At 43.3% G+C, this 19,206-nt stretch carries 11 protein-coding genes and 3 pseudogenes; 9 read left to right on the top strand and 5 right to left on the bottom strand.

Features of this window, described 5'->3' with window-relative positions; all coding sequences use genetic code 11:
- Positions 1-447: 447 nt before the first annotated feature.
- On the bottom strand, positions 448-1,899 hold the full coding sequence (gene mltF / locus IEY18_RS00765) for a membrane-bound lytic murein transglycosylase MltF (RefSeq protein WP_268244239.1): 1,452 nt from the start codon (positions 1,897-1,899) through the stop codon (positions 448-450).
- Positions 1,900-2,171: 272 nt separating this feature from the next.
- Between mltF and purL the strand changes: the two genes are divergently transcribed.
- The 6 genes from purL to IEY18_RS00735 all read left to right on the top strand — a co-directional run bounded on the left by purL (position 2,172) and on the right by IEY18_RS00735 (position 11,605).
- Positions 2,172-6,053, top strand: coding sequence for a phosphoribosylformylglycinamidine synthase (gene purL, locus IEY18_RS00760; protein ID WP_188917844.1), 3,882 nt, complete (start codon positions 2,172-2,174; stop codon positions 6,051-6,053).
- 1,150 nt (positions 6,054-7,203) lie between these two features.
- On the top strand, positions 7,204-8,757 hold the full coding sequence (locus IEY18_RS00755; RefSeq protein ID WP_188916856.1) for a cytochrome ubiquinol oxidase subunit I: 1,554 nt from the start codon (positions 7,204-7,206) through the stop codon (positions 8,755-8,757).
- Between the two features lie 14 nt (positions 8,758-8,771).
- Positions 8,772-9,911: a cytochrome d ubiquinol oxidase subunit II gene (gene cydB / locus IEY18_RS00750; RefSeq protein WP_188916853.1), complete on the top strand. Its 1,140-nt coding sequence runs from the start codon at positions 8,772-8,774 to the stop codon at positions 9,909-9,911.
- Positions 9,912-9,925: 14 nt separating this feature from the next.
- Positions 9,926-10,045 carry a cytochrome bd-I oxidase subunit CydX gene (gene cydX, locus IEY18_RS00745; RefSeq protein ID WP_188916852.1) on the top strand — a complete coding sequence of 40 codons (120 nt, stop codon included), beginning with the start codon at positions 9,926-9,928 and terminating at the stop codon, positions 10,043-10,045.
- 354 nt (positions 10,046-10,399) lie between these two features.
- On the top strand, positions 10,400-10,747 hold the full coding sequence (locus tag IEY18_RS00740) for a hypothetical protein (protein WP_188916850.1): 348 nt from the start codon (positions 10,400-10,402) through the stop codon (positions 10,745-10,747).
- 246 nt (positions 10,748-10,993) lie between these two features.
- The gene (locus tag IEY18_RS00735; RefSeq protein ID WP_188916848.1) at positions 10,994-11,605 is read left to right on the top strand and encodes a hypothetical protein; all 612 of its coding nucleotides are present in this window, start codon (positions 10,994-10,996) and stop codon (positions 11,603-11,605) included.
- A 193-nt stretch (positions 11,606-11,798) separates the two neighbouring features.
- On the opposite strand, the pseudogene IEY18_RS00730 reads toward IEY18_RS00735, so the two are convergent.
- Positions 11,799-11,969: pseudogene (locus IEY18_RS00730) on the bottom strand (IS110 family transposase); the annotation flags it as partial.
- 131 nt (positions 11,970-12,100) lie between these two features.
- On the opposite strand from IEY18_RS00730, the gene IEY18_RS00725 reads away from it, so the two are divergent.
- Entirely contained in the window at positions 12,101-12,766 is a 666-nt protein-coding gene (locus IEY18_RS00725; protein WP_188916846.1) for an RDD family protein, read from the top strand.
- Between the two features lie 186 nt (positions 12,767-12,952).
- Here IEY18_RS00725 and IEY18_RS17360 read toward each other — a convergent pair.
- Positions 12,953-13,122 (bottom strand): annotated as a pseudogene (locus IEY18_RS17360) (IS110 family transposase); the annotation flags it as partial.
- A gap of 143 nt (positions 13,123-13,265) precedes the next feature.
- Here IEY18_RS17360 and IEY18_RS00720 point away from each other — a divergent pair.
- On the top strand, positions 13,266-14,147 hold the full coding sequence (locus IEY18_RS00720; RefSeq protein ID WP_188916844.1) for an NAD-dependent epimerase/dehydratase family protein: 882 nt from the start codon (positions 13,266-13,268) through the stop codon (positions 14,145-14,147).
- A 46-nt stretch (positions 14,148-14,193) separates the two neighbouring features.
- Here the strand turns inward: IEY18_RS00720 and IEY18_RS00715 are convergent.
- Positions 14,194-14,509 (bottom strand): annotated as a pseudogene (locus tag IEY18_RS00715) (IS110 family transposase); the annotation flags it as partial.
- A gap of 266 nt (positions 14,510-14,775) precedes the next feature.
- Positions 14,776-16,779, bottom strand: coding sequence for a methyl-accepting chemotaxis protein (locus IEY18_RS00710; protein WP_188916842.1), 2,004 nt, complete (start codon positions 16,777-16,779; stop codon positions 14,776-14,778).
- Positions 16,780-17,258: 479 nt separating this feature from the next.
- Between IEY18_RS00710 and IEY18_RS00705 the strand changes: the two genes are divergently transcribed.
- On the top strand, positions 17,259-19,202 hold the full coding sequence (locus IEY18_RS00705) for a putative bifunctional diguanylate cyclase/phosphodiesterase (protein ID WP_229779682.1): 1,944 nt from the start codon (positions 17,259-17,261) through the stop codon (positions 19,200-19,202).
- The last annotated feature ends 4 nt before the right edge of the window (positions 19,203-19,206 follow it).

Below are 19,206 nucleotides of genomic sequence, written 5' to 3'. Positions count from 1 at the left end.
GATTTAACATGCGTAAGTGGCGTGTTTTTAACATTGTTCGCCGTCTTGATGCATTTCTCATCATTTTTTTGTTTTTCATTTGAAAGAGTTATCCATATATTTGACGAGAATTATCATATTCTAAATCGCTGAAGTTCTACAATCATACTTTTTGACGGTATTCGTTTTTACGCGGCGACTATCTTGAATATTGATGTAAACGATACAGTTAAGCTTTCGCTAATTATATGGCGAAATATCTGTTACTGTAACCCTTTAATTCATCATCATGAGCATTTTTAGATTGTTCTACATTGCAATTTTGAGTGCGCATCATAACGCTAGCCGTTTCATTTTCACCAATTAATTATTTTTGCACCTTGTCATTGTCCAGAATATAAAACGGCCCTTTGGCTGCATTCAATGCACGGCCCTGTGTGCTGCCAGAGCCTTGCAAAGGCTGCGCGTTTATTTCGGTTGGCTCGCACTGACTTCTGATTCTTTGCTGTTTTTTGGCGGGGAAAGGATAGCAGTCGTTTGTGACATTTCTGATTTTTCATCAAAGTGGGCGCTTTGGCTATCGAGCCAGACCATGGTGTCGTAATAACGGCGAATATTATCTACATAGTGGGCAGCTTCGCTTCCTCGAGCATAGCCGTAGCGGGTTTTTTGGTAATATTGTCTTTGTTGCAATAACGGTAAGACTTGCTTTACGTCCCGCCATGCACTTGGATTAAGTCCCATATTTTCGGCGAGCTTACGTGCATCTTCCACGTGCCCCATACCAATATTATAAGAGGCGAGTGCGAACCAGATGCGTTGGTTTTCCGGGATAGAATCTGGCAAACGTCGTAATAACTTTTTCAAATAGCGCGCGCCACCCTCAATGCTTTGCTCTGCATCAAGTCGATTTTTAATTCCAACCTGCTTGGCGGTCGGCAGTGTTAACATCATCATCCCGCGAACGCCAGTAGGAGAACGTGCCTTAGGATTCCAGTGGGACTCCTGATAGCTTGTTGCCGCTAGTTTTCTCCAGTCGAGCTCGCCAGCATAGGTTTGAAATAAATGTTTATACTTTGGCAGTTTGCTATCAATTGCGCGTATGAAAGCTCGAGTATCAACATAGTCAAAACGTTTTACATGGCCAAAATAGCGTTCATTTAAATGCTCAAGCGTGCCCTTAACATTAACCTTATGCCAGAACTCAAGTAGATGGCTCATCAAGGTGTCGCTCTGGTTTGCAGGAAGGAGCCAAACGACGGGCAGATCATTGGCGAGGATAGGACCTTGTCTTAATTCTGGCATCATTCTGCGGTTAATCAGTAAGCTACTTGAATCACTTACTGTATATTGCAGCTCTCCTTTTGCGATGAGGTGCAAAAGTTCTTCGTTGTCTTTGCCATAAACCTGTTTCCATGTCAGCTCTGGGTGCTGTTGCTGATAGCGGCTCAGTGTTTCTACATAGGCTGAATCGGCATTAATGGTAATGGGTTCATCAATGTCGGTAATCATTCGGGGCCGCGATGAGCCTTGTCGGTAAACCAAAATCTGATCTACAAAATATAAAGGTGGACCAAGCCTAAAACGTGCTTTGCGGTTGGGAGTTTCCGTTAAGCCTGCGGCAATGATATCAATATCTTGGTTTTCTAACGCCGCGTATAAATCAGAAACACTGGCGTAAGGCGTCATACTTAATTTCAAACCGAGGTGGCGAGCAAATCGTTTAGCGAGTTCGTAGTCAAAGCCATACTTACCCTGACCGGTCGTGATATAAATTTGCGGGCCATAGAGAGTGCCGACTTTGAGGTGGGTTTTCGGTTCTGCACTTGATAGTTTTTCATCTGACACGGTTTGTTCTTGGCAAGCCACCAATAAACTGCATGTCATGAAAATCAAAAAATATCTAAGTGTTGTTAGCAAAATTAAACGCCATTTAAATCAATAAGATGTAGCTGTTCCCTGCTTTGATGAGGCTCCATTATTACACAATAAGTATGGCTTAGCATTCTGCAAGTGCGAATCTAGATTTTGTTATCCTTAAATATGATAACTGTTTTCTTAAAACAGGGGCGTCAATTGGCCTTGAATCGCACGTCAGACGAAGCGCTAAAGGTGATTTGTAGCGCACATTTCCCTATAATAGCGCGCAGTTCTGACCCTGCAATTTATAATCAAAAAGGTGAAAAGACGTGATGGAAATCATCCGCGGAGCCCCCGCACTTTCTGCGTTTAGAGTGCAAAAGTTAATGGAAGCATGTCGTAGTGCTGCATTACCCGTTAGCCAGATTTATGCTGAGTACATCCATTTAGCTGATATGTCCGGAACGCTTTCCAGCGACCAACAGCAACAGCTTGATAAGATTCTGACTTATGGTCCAGCCATTGAGTCGCACCAACCTTCTGGCTCGCTTATTTTTGTTACCCCTCGTCCAGGCACCATTTCTCCTTGGTCTTCTAAAGCAACGGATATCGCATATAATTGCGGCCTTAACCAGATCAATCGCCTTGAACGTGGCATTGCTTATTATGTGGAGTCTGATGAGCTTACCGTTCAGCAGCAGGGAACCTTAAATAATCTATTACACGACCGTATGGTTGAAGTTGTTGTGCCCACCTTTGAAAGTGCTGCGCAACTATTTAATGAAACCGAGCCAGCCGCGTTTACCAGTGTCAATATTTTAGGGGAAGGCCGCCGGGCACTCGAATATGCCAATACAGAGCTTGGCCTTGCCTTAGCGGAAGATGAAATTGATTATCTTGTTGAAAATTTTGTTGCACTAGGCCGTAACCCCCACGACATTGAGCTGATGATGTTTGCGCAAGCAAACTCTGAACATTGCCGTCACAAAATCTTTAATGCAGATTGGAAGATTGATGGCAAAGAGCAGCCGAAGTCATTGTTCAAAATGATTAAGAATACCTATGAAGTCACACCGGACAACGTGCTATCTGCCTATAAAGATAACGCGGCTGTGATGACCGGTGGCACGGCAGGTCGCTTCTTCCCAAATGCTGAAGGTGTTTATCAATACCATACCGAGCCAATGCACATCTTGATGAAGGTGGAAACCCATAACCATCCGACCGCAATTAGCCCATACCCGGGTGCTGCAACAGGTTCTGGTGGTGAAATCCGAGATGAAGGGGCAACTGGCCGAGGCTCTAAACCGAAAGCCGGTCTGACCGGTTTCAGTGTGTCAAACCTTAAAATTCCTGGTTTTGAGCAACCTTGGGAACAAGATTATGGCAAGCCATCTCGTATTGTAAATGCGCTCGATATTATGACAGAAGGTCCACTGGGTGGCGCCGCATTTAATAATGAATTTGGTCGCCCGGCCCTGCTAGGTTACTTCCGAACCTATGAGCAAGAAGTGAATAGCCATAATGGCGTGGAAGTTCGTGGTTACCACAAGCCCATTATGCTCGCCGGTGGTTTAGGAAATATCCGAGAAGATCATGTTCAAAAGGGTGAGATCACGGTTGGTGCGAAGTTGATCGTACTTGGTGGTCCAGCCATGAATATTGGCCTAGGTGGCGGTGCTGCTTCATCGATGGCATCGGGCCAATCAAGCGAAGATTTAGATTTTGCTTCAGTGCAGCGTGAAAACCCAGAAATGGAACGTCGTTGCCAAGAAGTCATTGATCGTTGCTGGCAAATGGGTGACGACAATCCCATCCAATTTATTCATGACGTTGGAGCGGGGGGCTTATCTAATGCTTTCCCTGAGCTTGTCAGTGACGGTGGTCGTGGTGGCAACTTTGAACTGCGTAATGTGCCGTCTGATGAGCGAGGCATGAGCCCGCTAGAGATCTGGTGTAACGAGTCGCAAGAGCGTTACGTCATGTCTGTTGCTTCGGAAAATTTAGAAACGTTCGCTGCAATCTGTAAGCGTGAAAGAGCGCCATTTGCCGTTGTTGGTGAGGCGACGAAAGAAGAACATTTAACGCTGACCGATAATCATTTTGATGACAAGCCGATTGATTTGCCGCTTGAAGTGTTGCTTGGTAAAGCGCCTAAAATGAGCCGCGATGTGGTTTCGGCGAAAGCACAATCCAAAGCGCTTGATCAGCAAGAGATCAATGTTGCCGATGCAGTACGTCGTTTATTGCGTTTGCCAACCATTGCTGAAAAAACTTTCCTGATCACCATTGGCGATCGCAGTGTCACAGGTTTAGTGAATCGCGACCAAATGGTTGGACCTTGGCAAGTTCCAGTTGCTGATTGTGCAGTGACCGCTTCAAGCTTTGATGCTTATTGCGGTGAGGCTATGTCTATGGGTGAGCGTACACCACTTGCCTTGCTTGACTTTGGCGCGTCTGCTCGCATGGCCGTTGCAGAGTCCATCATGAACATTGCCGGTGCAGATATTGGCTCGATGAAACGCATTAAACTGTCTGCGAACTGGATGTCTGCAGCAGGGCACCCAGGAGAGGACGCCGGACTTTATGAAGCGGTGAAGGCCGTGGGTGAAGAATTGTGTCCAGAATTGTCGTTGACCATCCCAGTCGGTAAAGACTCGATGTCAATGAAGACCGCATGGCAAGACGGTGGCGAAGATAAAGCAGTCACTTCTCCGATGTCTTTGGTCATTACGGCATTTGGTGCCGTCCAAGATATTCGTAAAACCGTAACACCAGAGCTACGTAGTGACAAAGGGGAAACCTGTTTGTTAGCCGTTGATTTAAGTAACGGGCAACGTCGACTCGGTGGCTCATGCCTTGCGCAAGTTTATGGGGAGCTGGGTGATTTAGCCCCCGATCTCGAACAAGCATCGAATTTGCGCCACTTCTTTGAAGTGACTCAGCAACTCGTTGCGGATAACAAATTGATCGCGTATCACGATAGAAGTGATGGTGGCCTATTTACAACGCTTGTTGAAATGGCTTTTGCGGGGAATACAGGTTTAAACATTGAATTGGATGGCGTTGAGGGGACCGATGTAGAAGTCCTATTCAATGAAGAGCTTGGTGCCGTCATGCAGGTGAGCGCGCAAGATGCAGCGCAAATTTGCCAGAGTTATTCTGCCGGCGGGGTTGATTGCAAGCCCATTGGTACTTTGCAGCCTGGTAATCAGATTCGAATTAGTCGAGATGGTCGTCCTGTTGTGACAGAGTCTCGTAGCGAATTACGTACGATTTGGGCAGAAACCACTTATCAAATGCAGTCGTTGCGTGATAACCCGCAATGTGCACTAGAAGAACACCAATTGAAGCAGAACCCTGACGAACCGGGTTTGAGTGCCCAATTGAGCTTCAACCCGAGTGAAGATGTCGCCGCACCATTTATTCTTAAAGGTGCAGCACCTAAAATGGCAATTTTGCGGGAACAAGGTGTCAACTCTCATTTAGAAATGGCTGCCGCATTTGATCGTGCAGGTTTTGAGAGCCGAGATGTACATATGAGTGATATTCTCGCGGGCCGCATCTCTTTAGAGGAGTTCCAAGGACTAGTTGCTTGTGGTGGCTTCTCTTACGGTGATGTGCTGGGTGCCGGCGAGGGTTGGGCGAAATCAATCCTGTTCAATGAGCGTGCTCGAGATCAGTTTACGCAATTCTTTGCCCGTGATGATAGTTTTTCCCTTGGTGTCTGTAATGGTTGCCAAATGCTATCGAACCTCAAAGAAATCATTCCGGGTACCGAATTGTGGCCACACTTTGTGAGAAACCGTTCAGAGCGTTTCGAAGCCAGATTCAGCTTAGTTGAAGTTCAACAAAGCCCATCTATCTTCTTTGAGGGTATGGCGGGGTCAAGAATGCCTATCGCCGTATCACATGGTGAAGGGCGTGCAGAATTTAAGAGTCCTGAGCAGCAACAGGCCGCACTTCAGTCAGGCACTGTGGCAATCAAGTATGTCAATGGACTAGGGGAAGTAGCAACTCAGTATCCGCAAAACCCGAACGGTTCTCCTGATGGTTTGTCTGGCATATGCTCGACAGACGGCAAGGTGACAATCATGATGCCGCACCCTGAGCGCGTGTTTAGAACCGTGGCGAACTCATGGCATCCTGATTCTTGGGGTGAAGATAGCCCTTGGATGCGGATGTTCCGTAACGCTCGCGTTAAGATTGGTTAATTATTTAAAAATGCATAATAACCTTTGGTTTTAGTCAAGAAAGAGCTGGGTTTTACCTAGCTCTTTTTTTATGCCGTCAATTTGGAAAAGTTAATCAATTTAATTATATCAGTGGCTTATAATATGATTAGGTAAATCTAATAATTAGAATTGTGTAATTGTGCCGCTAGCCACTCTTTGACTCCTTAATGGGTCATAATCTTCATTTATAGATGTGAATTCCAGCATGGAATACGCTGTATTGCCCATTGGAATTTATTGTGTCATTGCTGTTGAGAAAATGAGTCCCATTCATTTTTCGCTACTTCTTGACCTCATTTCATCGGAATTCTTGCTGATAAAGACGTTATCACTTGACTGTGTTGGCGTCATATTCTGAGCTCATTTGCTCACAATGAAATTGGAGCGTGTATTATTTTGTTTAATAACAGGTGGTTGCGCTCATTATTTCTGATGGGGGATACAATTTTATGTGGCAATGGGTATATTGAGATTTCAAAGCAGTGACTAAATGCTTTATGACTTTATGGGTAGTTATTCAAGTGAAATAGAAATTGAGTTGAACTGTATTTTTTATTTTCTCTTTAGATTTCGCATTGCACTACTTTTTGTACTATCTTGTTTAATAATGTCTTTTTGTATATACCTTGAGCGCCTGCTTGTGCATTTTTGTTATTTCAGATGGTTTCGCGTAGTAAATTGTGTGAAGTTGATTAAAACAAGGCTTTTTGCTTGATTTATTTTCGCCCTACCATGGCTGGTTTTTTTAATCAACGCCTCTTGGGGTGTTAGTGTGCGGTAACTCGCAAATTATTCCTGTTCTTGAGCTTGTCGTTGATTTGTTGGCTATGGCGATGCTATAAAATGATGGCTTATATGAATGAGTTGCTTCAGTTTTTGTTGAATTTGTCCCGTTATATCGATTTGTAAGCTCAGCCGATATAAATTGCACAATTGCTACATTTGCAGCAGCTTATTAAGGATATACCCACAAAGATTAATTAACTTTCATTTAATCTTGCGTGGGACACGAAAGGTGCATTTTAGATACTTTTGTATTAGCAATGGCAAAAGTCATTCAATCTAATGCCGATTATATGCAGCCAGCCCATATGAATAATGGTTGGTTTTTCCACGTGAGGAGTCACAAATGATTGTTGAAGAGGTTGTTGAGCTATCGCGCTTTCAATTTGCGATGACAGCAATGTATCACTTCCTGTTTGTTCCCCTAACTTTGGGGCTAGCATTTTTGCTAGCGATCATGGAATCACTTTATGTGATGACAGATAAACAAATATATAAGGATATGACCAAGTTCTGGGGTAAGTTATTTGGAATTAACTTTGCAATTGGTGTGACAACCGGTTTAGCAATGGAATTCCAGTTTGGTACAAACTGGTCTTACTATTCCCACTACGTTGGGGATATTTTTGGTGCACCACTTGCGATTGAAGGTTTGATGGCATTCTTCCTTGAATCGACGTTCGTGGGAATGTTCTTCTTTGGTTGGGACCGATTCAGTAAACGCCAACACTTGGCAGTGACTTGGTTGGTTGCAATTGGTTCGAATATGTCTGCACTGTGGATTCTTGTGGCCAATGGTTGGATGCAAAACCCTGTCGGTTCGGTATTTAACTATGAAACCATGCGTATGGAAATGACGAGTTTCGCTGACGTATTGTTCAACCCGGTTGCTCAGGTCAAGTTTGTCCATACCGTAGCTTCTGGCTATGTTGCGGGTTCAATGTTTGTACTTGCAATCAGTGCATATTACATCCTGAAGAATCGAGACTTACCTTTTGCTCGTCGCTCTTTTGCAATTGCTGCGAGTTTCGGTATGGCTTCTATTTTGTCTGTTATCGTACTCGGTGATGAATCAGGATATGAAGTTGGCGAAGTGCAACGCGTTAAGTTAGCTGCGATTGAGGCTGAGTGGCATACTGAGCCGGCACCAGCGGCATTTACGGTAGCAGGTTTCCCTAACCAAGAAACGCAACATACTGACTACGCCCTTAAAATTCCGTATGTCATGGGGATAATCGCCACCCGTTCTATTGATGAACAAGTGGTCGGCTTGAAAGACTTAATTGCAAACCATGAAATTCGAATCCGCCATGGTATGGAAGCATACGCACTGTTAGAAAAATTGCGTGCAGGTGACGAGACGCCTGAAGTCAGAGCGGCTTTTGAAGACGCCAAAGTTGATTTGGGTTACGGCCTCCTTCTGAAGCGTTACACCGACAAGATTGTGGATGCCACTGAAGAACAAATTAAAGCCGCAGCGCTCGACTCTATTCCGCAGGTTGCACCTATGTTTTGGACCTTCCGGATCATGGTCGCTGCCGGTGTCTTGATGCTGATTATTTTCGCAGCTGCATTCTGGCAAAGTACGCGTCATCGCATTGCTGAGAAGAAGTGGGTGCTGAAAGCTGCATTGTACGGACTGCCGTTACCTTGGATTGCAATTGAATGTGGTTGGTTCGTTGCAGAGTATGGTCGCCAACCGTGGACTATCTCTGAAGTGCTGCCGACCTTTATGTCAGCATCTAGCCTGAGTGCCGGAGATCTTTGGTTCAGTATTATCAGTATCAGTGCCTTTTACACCGTGTTACTCGTGATTGAGAGTTACTTAATGGTTAAGTTTGCCCGTCGTGGTCCAAGTAGCTTGAAGACCGGCCGTTATCACTTTGAGCAGCAGGCATAACAGGAGCATTCATCATGTTTGATTATGAAACGTTAAGATTTATTTGGTGGGCGCTCATTGGCGTGTTGTTTATCGGTTTTGCGGTTACTGACGGTTTTGATATGGGGGTTGGTGCATTGCTTCCGTTTGTCGGAACCGATGATACTGAACGCCGTATTATGATTAACTCAATTGCCCCGCATTGGGACGGTAACCAAGTTTGGTTAATCACGGCCGGTGGTGCTTTGTTTGCGGCGTGGCCAATGGTTTATGCCGTATCGTTCTCGGGTTTTTACATTGCGATGGTTTTGACACTGCTCGCATTGTTTATGCGCCCCGTTGGTTTTGATTATCGCTCGAAAATCGAAGACCCAAAATGGCGTAAGTCTTGGGACTGGGCAATTTTCTTTGGTAGCTTCGTTCCTCCGCTCATTATTGGTGTTGCATTTGGTAACTTGCTCCAAGGGGTACCATTTGATTTTGATGAGTTCTTAAGAGCAACCTATCATGGTGGTTTCTTTGGCTTGTTAAATCCATTTGCCTTGGTCGCAGGTTTAGTGAGTGTTTGTATGTTCATGATGCAAGGTGCAACATGGCTACAAATGAAAACAGAAGGTGAGCTCAGGGTTCGCGCAGCTAGCTTTACACAAGTGCTCGCACTTGCTGTGACTCTGTTGTTTGCAGTTGCAGGTGTCTGGCTAATGAATGGCATTGATGGTTATGTGATTACATCGAACCTTGATCATTTTGCAGCGTCTAATCCTGCAAACAAAACCGTAGCAATCGAAGCTGGTGCTTGGTTAGCCAACTACGATAAATATCCAATTACCATGTTGTTCCCTGTTTTGGGGTTAGCATTGCCATTACTTGTGATTGTATGTAGTCGTTTTAACCGCTGTGGTTTTGCGTTCTTGTTTAGCTCATTAGCCGTTGCCTCAGTGATTTTAACTTGTGGCGCTGCGATGTTCCCATTCGTGATGCCTTCGTCACTTGACCCGAACCTGAGTCTGACAATGTGGGATGCTACAGCGAGTGAAATGACGCTGACGGTTATGACATTTGCCGCAATCATTTTTGTCCCGATTGTTTTAAGCTACACAGCGTGGACGTATTACAAGATGTTTGGTCGCCTTGATCGTAAGTTCATTGCAGATAACAAGACATCACTCTATTAAAGGAGCAAATAATTATGTGGTATTTCACTTGGATACTTGGTGTATTACTGGCTTGCTCTTTTGGCATTATTAATGCCTTGTGGTTAGAGCACACAGAAAATATGGATCGCGCGATTGAGCAAGAGGACTCATAGTCTACTATTTTGTAACCTTTTGATTTTGTAGCCTTTGATATATGGCTACGGAATCAATCGCGAAAAAATAATTGAGCTCAAAATCAAAAAGCCTGCCTGTGCAGGCTTTTTTGTATATAACATCGAAGATTAAGTGAGTCCCCCCTTGGCTAACGAGCTTGATTTCTGCCATTGCTCGGAAATACAACAAGTGAATTCAAGGTTTGGGAGTTATAAATGCTCTTCATTTGAGGAAAATGTTGCTCGCTTAAACTGCGAATTCTTGTCATCATTCGCTATTACTTGCCAATGGCTAGAGACGTCGTTTTGTCGAACCTATTTAAGTTTTTTGCCATCATATATTGTGTCTGCTGCATGGCAACGGCTTGGTTATCACAGCACTTACTCGGAGCCGGAATGTGGTTTTGGGCTATTCTGACTGCCGGAGTTTTTGTTGCAATATCTCCGTATTTACCCAAATTCACAGATTCAGGTAAGCACTTTGCGGTTAGCTTGAGCACGGTTATTGCTGGCGTTTCGGCTTGTTTTTCAATTTGTGCTGTGGGCTTAGGCTTGCTTGCTGCAACTGTTGGTGGAAACTTCCGGCTTGACGTTGAGGAAGCATGGCTGCTTATCCTGTTTGGTCTGACCGCCATCATGGGGATTATCTTGGTCGTGGTGAATCGTCGAGATATTAAGAACAGTCAACAATTTGAAGCTTAGCCTATCTTATCTATAGCTGTGCTAGCGTCGCCTTAGGCTAGTGTCTGCAACTGTCCAAAAAAGTTGAATTCAAAGTATTAAAAATCACAACAGTTTGGATATTTTCTCTTCGATTTGTCGTTTATTAGGCATTTTTCAACCAGAAAATGCGTCAAGATGAATTGACGCAGCGGCATTCGAAGCTTTTCTAGGTGAAACTCTTGATGTTTTGTATAAAGTTGTTCGAATATATGGAGTTCGTAGCAAATGGAATTTAAGCAAGTCCCTCTTACTTCACCGTTATCTAATGATATGAAACACTCCATAGAACTTTTTCTATATCGTGCAGCGGAGCTATTAGAAAATTATGATGACTTAAAAAAGAATGGTGTTGGCTTCGGAGGATTATCCAATTATTCATTCGAAGACGGTGTGATTTCAGGTCCATCATTAAATGTTTGTAGGCATAGATTAAAAGGACTTTTTGTCGATTTTCGATTCTTTTTTGGGAATGACGAACCAACAAACTTCCTCAGTTTTACTGGTGTACTTGGAAAGTTAACTGATGATATTGGCTTTAGAAGTGTTCTAAAAGAATCCAAACAGTTTTGGATCGAAAAGGGATTTTTAGATGGCTGGTCCAAAATACCAGCGCGTGAAATGATACGAATTTACTTTAATTCACAAGCATTCCATGGTCGTCATATAAACGAAGGTGAATACCTTGAATTAATAAAATCCTTTGATCAAAAAACTCTTGAATATATACTCGTTTTTTATATTTCGGATAGAATTCAAAGTATAAAAAATATAAGTTGGGTGCTGGAAAAGGTTTGTAAAGACAATGTGTTGCAAGTTCCAGCATATAAATATGCCTAACAAGCCAATTAAGCGTGGGACTGCTAAAGCTTGGCGCAGTTCCACTTCGTTACACAGTTTAGCCAAGCGTTTATCAGCCTCTTTGTGAGGAGCTGGAGGACCCCCTCAAAATTCGGATCTTCCAGCATTGTGAAGCAACTTGATGTATTCATGCATCTCCCAGCGTAAATGTAGCTCTGTTATCTTGTTGTTTTTCCTCTTCCTTCGATTGGAATTGTCTTGCCAGTTTCGTGATAGAAGCTTTTGCACTGGAAATACGACCCAAATGAATGGATTGCGCACTGCGTTGATCTTCAATATAGGCAACTTCAACAAATTCTTTGTGAGTGTCTAAACCTATGAAAAGTATGTTATGTTTGCTCATGCTGATCTCCAATTTTTAGTTTCTTTAACAAAACTATTATGGCTCTGGCTTCAGCTAACCCACGATTGATTGGAGATCAGCATCTTTAGTGGGGAGTCATTATGTCTATGTACTCAAGGAGAGTTAAGCACATGGATTCTAGTCCTAATTATAATAACTACACACTAGATGAACTTTTAGACGTTCAAAACCATATTGATTCAGAGCAATACCCTGAAAGAGCAAAAGAAATTAAGCTAGCTATCTCTAATAAAGCGAGTGATCCCGCGACTAAGGCTGAGATGGAAAGGCAGCAAGAATTAGATAAATATTCTACTTTCGGCCCTCGATTTTGGGCATCAATTATTGATGGTATTGTTATTAGCGTTCTTTCAGCAATTCTTGCTTACTTAGGAACCCAAGCAGGTGGTGGAATACAGGCAACATTAGGGTATATCGACACTATGCAATTTGCTGTTTATTCTATTGCTCTTCATACTCTTTACGGTCAAACCCTCGGTAAAATGGCGTTAGATGTAAAAGTAGTAGATCATCTATCAGAAAAAGGAATTAGTTTTAAACAAGCCTTCTTGCGAGATTGTGTACCTGTTGTAATGTTAATATTATTATTAATTGCTTCTCTATTTTTACCTGTTAACCAAGTAGGTGAAACACCTGATTGGTTAATTTATGCAATGATGGTTTTTGGCATTTCATACTTTTTGTGGCATTTACTTGAGATAATCACAATGCTATTCAACGACAAAAATAGAGCAATGCATGATTTTATCGCGGGAACGGTAGTAATTCGCACATAACAGGTTAAAAAATAAGGATAAAAGCAGCTAGCTGTTATCGTTCCTCAACATTTTAGCCAACTAAATTTTGCCCATTAACAGGGCGCTGGGGGCTCCCCTCAAAACTCAGGTCTTCCAGCAGTGTGAACCAACTTGATGTATTCATGCATCGCCCAGCGTAAATGTTGCTCTGTTATCTTGTAGTTTTTCCTCTTCCTTCGATTGGAATTGTCTTGCCAGTTTCGTGATAGATGGTCTTACACTGGAAATACGATCAAAATGCATGGGTTGAGCACTGCATGCTCTTCAATATAGGCGACTTCAATAAACTCTTTGTGAGTATATAAGCCGATGAAAAGTAAGTTATGTTTTCTTATGCCGATCTCCAATTTTTAGTTTCTTTAACAAAACTATTATGGCTCTGGCTTCAGCTAACCTACGATTGATTGGAGATCAGCATCTTTAGTGGGGAGTCATTATGTCTAGTAGCTTTGAGGTCAATCATGAGTAAGGTGCCTAAATGAGAGTATTGGTAACGGGCTCTGCGGGTAGAGTCGGGCGTGCAATCTATATTAAATTAATGCGAACACATGACGTAGTCGGCATTGATAAAACGCCATGCTCAATAGCCGATTACATTGGTGATATTCGTGATAATGCTCTGATTGAGGGGGCACTTAAAAATATTGATGTCATCATTCATACAGCGGCTCTTCATGCTCCCCATGTTGGTTTTGTGCCTGATTCAGAGTTTCAATCTATCAACGTAGATGCAACTGAGAAACTGGCTTTGGCTGGCGTAAAAGCAGGTATTAAGCAGTTTATTTTTACCAGTACAACTGCATTGTACGGTAACGCTTCGACGCCTAAAGGGATTGCTGGTTGGGTTAATGAGCAAGTTACTCCGCAACCCAAGTCGATTTACCATAAAAGTAAAATTGCTGCTGAAACTAAGCTCGAAGAAATTTCAAACCTGTTTCAGCTTCCGGTGACTGTGCTGCAAATGTCGAGGTGTTTTCCAGAGCAAGCGGATTTAATGGCAGTATTTCGTCTGACTCGTGGAATTGATGCTCGTGATGTAGCAAACGCTCACTTATGTGCTGTGGAAAAGCGCTTAAGTGGTTTTAATCGTTTTATCATCTCTGGTGCAACACCTTTTCATCTTTCTGATTGCGAAGCTCTATATTCTGAAGCTGGATCGGTCATCAAGCGTAAGTGCCCAGAAATCGCGTTAGCATTTAAACAAAGAAATTGGCAGTTACTTCAAAGCTTAGATCGTGTGTATGATTCATCGTCCGCACAAGAGAAATTAGGTTGGTCGCCTATACATGGTTTTGAAAGTGTTTTGGAAATGCTAGATACTGAATCAGCAGAAGTATTACCAATTTTGAAACGCAGCTAATAAGAGACAATGGCGTCAATCGTTAATTTCGAGCTTTTGGCGTTTCTCACATCACACCACCTCTTAGCATTGAATTTAACGTGACAACCATCTTCCTGATACAGGCAATTATCGCCACTTTCTTTGGTTCTCCTGCACCTATTAGTCGCTGGTCAGTTTCTTTGAAGACAGGATTGGACGGAATTGCAGACATCATCGCCATGTATAGAGCAGTTCTGGATTGATTCCTCCTCCTTGAGTTTTTCTTTGACCTTTGAAACGGCTGTTTCCCTACATTGGCTCAGTTTTGGCTGTTTTGCCTATCCCTTTCATGCTTTGAGGGATGACGTTTTAGCTTGATAGTCAGGGCATGATTCGATGAGCGCGCTGAGGCTAGTTGCAAAATTTATTTCCTCCTTTGCTTCCTTTGTCTCTGCTCTTGTTGGCATGTTCACCGCCGGAAGAGTTTTTTGAGCTGCATTGCCTAGCAACTGGCGGGTTTATTTAAATGGGAACGCTGAATTATTTTTCTTCGGGACGTAAGGCAAGTGAAAATTGCCAGCGGCGGTGAAATGAAAGGCAAATAAAAGCGGCTCATATATGAGCCGCTAAATCTTAGTATTTTAAACAGAAAGACTTTCGAACAGCGTTAAACTTTGAATACACCGATCTGCTGTTGCAACTCACTTGCGACATCAGATAACTCTTCCGCAGTTTGTACGGTTTCGTTTGCTCGCTGTTCTCCTTCTTGCGCAAGAGCTGTAATTTGATGGAGGTTACGCGTGATTTCCTCTGCCACTGCACTTTGTTGTTCTGTGGCACTGGCTATATCAGCCGTTACGCCTGCGAGTTCGCCAATTCTTTGGGTGATTTCGGTCAACTGCTCATTGGCTTGGGCGCCTTGATCTGCCGAATGTCCTCCAAGTTCTTGGCTTTGTTCCATTTGGGTTGCAGTCACGCCAACAACTTGCTGTAAGCGACCAATTGTTTGCCCAATTTCAGAAATGGAAGACTGGGTTCGTTGAGCCAGATTACGCACTTCATCGGCAACGACGGCAAAGCCTCGCCCTTGCTCACCTGCTCGGGCCGCTTCAATGGCGGCATTCAGAGCAAGTAAGTTCGTCTGCTCTGCAATAGAGTTAATCACTTCTGTGACTTGACTGATCGCATCGCTTTCTTTGCTAACATCTCCGACCGCATGATGACTACTGCTCAGCTGTGAGCTGAGATCGCGTAAACCATTGACGACTTCTTCCAACTGCTGCTGCCCTGATTGCGCAGCATTATCGACTTGCTGACTTTGGCTCGCACCATGGTTTGCGTGATCCGCCACATTGCGAATCGACACTGACATCTCTTCAATAGCGGTCGCGATTTGGTCGGTTTGGGCCATCATCGCTTGCGCCTCTTCCCCATTCAAACGAGCAACTTCCTGAGATTGAGTGGCTTGTGCTTCTACCTGTTTCGCTGACTGTTGTAATGAGACAATCAGCTGCCTTAAATTCGTAGCCATATTGCTTGTGCTAATGGTGATTTGATCGACTTCATTGTCACTGTTTTCTGTTGCCGTGGGTAAGTTACGGCTCAAATCTCCGTTGCCTAGTGCTTCTAGATGTTGCTGAAGTAGCTTCAATGGATTGAGAGATTTATGTAAAACAATAGACAGTAAGACCGTGATTAAAATGATGCCTGCAATCGCGACCGCGGCATTGATTTTAAGGAGGGTGAGGCTTTCTTCGTTGAGTTCTTTACTTTCCACTTGCCCGACAAGTGACCAGTCCCAACCGGGGACTAAAATACTATGGGCAAGGGTGTCTTGCTGTCGATGATTGATGTACTCATGGGCGGTGTCATATTGCTTTGCCTGTGCAAGCGATAAACCGTTAAGCACATCATCAGTCACTTTGCTGCCGACGTCGTAACTAGGGTGCGCAATTACACTGTTGTCAGCGTTTCGGAGTAATAAGTAATGACCAGTTTCTTCCAGTTTAAGTTTATTTACGACTTCGCGGATTTGCGTTAATGAACTTGTGATATCAAATCCAACATACATGATACCAATCACTTCGCCTTCTTTACTCAAAATAGGGCGGTAGACGGTCATATAGTCTTTTCCAAAAAGGTAGGCGTAACCTTCATAACTTTGACCAGCGATGAGCGCCTCATAGCCTGGGTGATCTTTACCAAGGTAAGTGACTAATGCACGTTTACCATTGGGCTTTTTGAGGGATGTAGTAATGCGCAGAAAGTCGTCACCATCCCGAACAAATACCGTCGCTGTTCCACCAGTCAGGTTGGCAAATCGATCGACTTTACTTTTTGATGCGTTGAGTTGTTCGCGCTCATGAGCTAGTGCTGGAGTGGCCTTGCCAAAAATCTTAACGGTTTTATCTGGTTTTCTAAATTGTCCTGGATACATCTCCCGAAACACATCAGCACTGCGTCGGCCTTGTTCTAATAAGCTGTCGTATTGCAGTTTTAAAAGGTCAGCCAATTCATGCATTTGTACCTGCATGGCTGAGGCGCCTTTGTCTTTGATTTCATTTGAAGCGGTTGTGTAGGATATCGAACTTAAAATGGCAAAGATTAAAATAGTCAGCAGGAACGCGAGGGTACCGATCTGCTTTGCAATAGGCCAATGCTTATAATTCATAGTTTTTTTGGTCTTTTCGGTGGATGGTTGCTGGAGCACTCTAAACTTTTTTTTAACAATTGTATTTGCGCCATATCTCAGAAAAACGGTAAGAATTTGGGCTGGTCGTTTTATCGACTATTGCTTGGCGAGGGATGGATCGGGCTACTCGCCAAATTGAGATGTAGGTCGCAAACAGCTTGTTCTATCTTTGGTTTAGCTTTTGCTTAAGCGGAGGCTTTTCAGAATCTATGATTGGGCTAATTAGGCGATACCTCTTTGGAGGTATTTGCAGTATAAAGATATTGAACCTGTCTTTTTACTATAGCCTTCTAAGCTGCATCTTATTGATATATATCACTGAAATTGCAACAATCTCAGTGAAAAATTCAAATTAAAATTGTGCCCATTTAGACCCTCTACTATACTTGCCGTAGAATAATCGCCCTTGTTTTTACACAAGAATTTATACTCACCTTTTCTATTTATTAAGATTCCTTATGGCGCGCTTTTCAAGAGTATTACTTGTACTGTTTAGCAGCATGATGGTTTTATATCTCATGTTCGTAATTACGTTTACCCAAGGTATGGGTGTTCTGCAAAAAGAGAACTTTCACCAAGCAATCAGTACGTTCCAAATATCCGAAGTTAGTGCGATTGATTCACAAATTGCTGCAGTTTTGTTTTTAGAAAACGAAATCGTGAAGGACACAGAAGGCTATTATGCGGTGCTGTCTCGTCAAGGCGGTCAAATTCAAGCCGTTAAGATAAGAGATATCTTCAGCAAGGTGATGTTGTTCAGTAACTTACCATTATTATTGGTGGTGTTCTTTGCTTTTGTATTTCCGTATTACATGTCTAGTCGCGCAGAGCAAAAAACAGCCAAATCCTTAGGGCAAGTGAACGAGCAGGCAGATAAGTTACTCAGTGCCTTTAGCATTGAGCTAGCTGAAGTGGCGCAGCAAAACCCAGTCTCAAAATTAAGCTATACCTTGAATGCACTTAACGACCGCGTGCTGCATTATCAAAGGGAAACCGAAACCAATATTTTTCAAGATAAATTGACGGGACTTGCAGACAGACATGCGTACTTATCTTATTTAGAGATCCAGCTTGCTAGAGCAGAGGAAGCAGGGCATAAGCAAGCATTGCTATTTGTTGATCTTGATGGCTTTAAACAGGTCAATGATTCTTTCGGGCATAGTTTTGGTGATGAGGTTCTGATTCAAGTTGCTGGCCGTTTGATGAATATTGTTCGCAACCATGACTTAAGTAAAACACACCCTGTGAATCATATTGAGCAAAACTTGTCTCGTTTAGGCGGAGATGAGTTTTCAGTATTTATCGAACACCTAGAAGATGAAGGTCAAGCGATCGAAATTGCGCAAAGCATTTTACAAGAAATGGAACGTGATTTTTTGCTTGGTAATAAAGTTGTCAAAATCGGAGCAAGCATTGGTATTGCTGTCTATCCCGATAGTGCGTCTAACCCAAATACATTGCTGCAAATGGCAGACGTTGCTATGTTTCGCGCTAAAACCGATGGCCGAGGAATTTTCAGAGTTTATTCGCCGGAAATGGGCAGCAAAATGCGCCGCTATCATTACTTACTTGAAGAAATGCGGCTTGCATTGGCGACGCAAAACTTTAGTTTGTCGTTCCAGCCGATTGTTCATGTGGAAGATTGCAGCATTGATTACTTTGAGTCTTTAGTTCGTTGGAATCACCCTGCGGAAGGGATGATTACTCCTGGTGAGTTTATTCCGATTGCAGAAGAGTCAAACTTAATTTTAGAGCTGGGTGACTGGATATTGTTTGAGGCCTGTCGACAAATGGCGGCTTGGTACAATGCTGGGATGCGTAAAGTGAGGATTTCCGTGAATATTTCGGCGGTGCAGTTAAAGCATCGTCGGATGCATCAATGGGTGATGCAGACGATTGACAAAGCCGGCTTACCGCCGTCGGCGTTATTATTAGAGATTACAGAGTCTTGCTTTATTGATGCGCCGCAAAAAGTCATTGAAGAATTTGAAAAGCTGCGTGAAGACGGCGTTCAAATTGCGATTGATGATTTTGGTACCGGCTTTAGTTCGTTGTCGACCTTGGCTGAGTTACCAATTGATGTCATTAAAGTTGATAAGCTTTTTATTGACCAAGCGAATGTAAACCCGAAGTACGACAAAATCTTAAACTCAATTAGTGAACTTGGGCAGCACCTAAACCTTAAGATTGTGGCAGAAGGTGTGGAGCAAGCACAGCAGTTTGAACTCGTGAAAAAATTGGGGATTCAATGTGTGCAAGGGTATCTTATTAGCCGTCCAGAAACTTCGCGAAATGTGGGCTCCAAGGTGCTGAACAGTAACTTTAGCCAAGTGGCGCAATCAGGTACCAATGTTTGGCAGCCCCAAGCGTCGGAGCTACCACCAGAGCAGACCTCTGCTTAGTTGA

Origin of the sequence: Shewanella gelidii, from assembly GCF_014647855.1 — a bacterium.
Classification (GTDB): Bacteria; Pseudomonadota; Gammaproteobacteria; order Enterobacterales; family Shewanellaceae; genus Shewanella; species Shewanella gelidii.
Note: the sequence above shows the minus strand (reverse complement) of the source record. Positions and strands in the feature narration are given on the sequence as shown.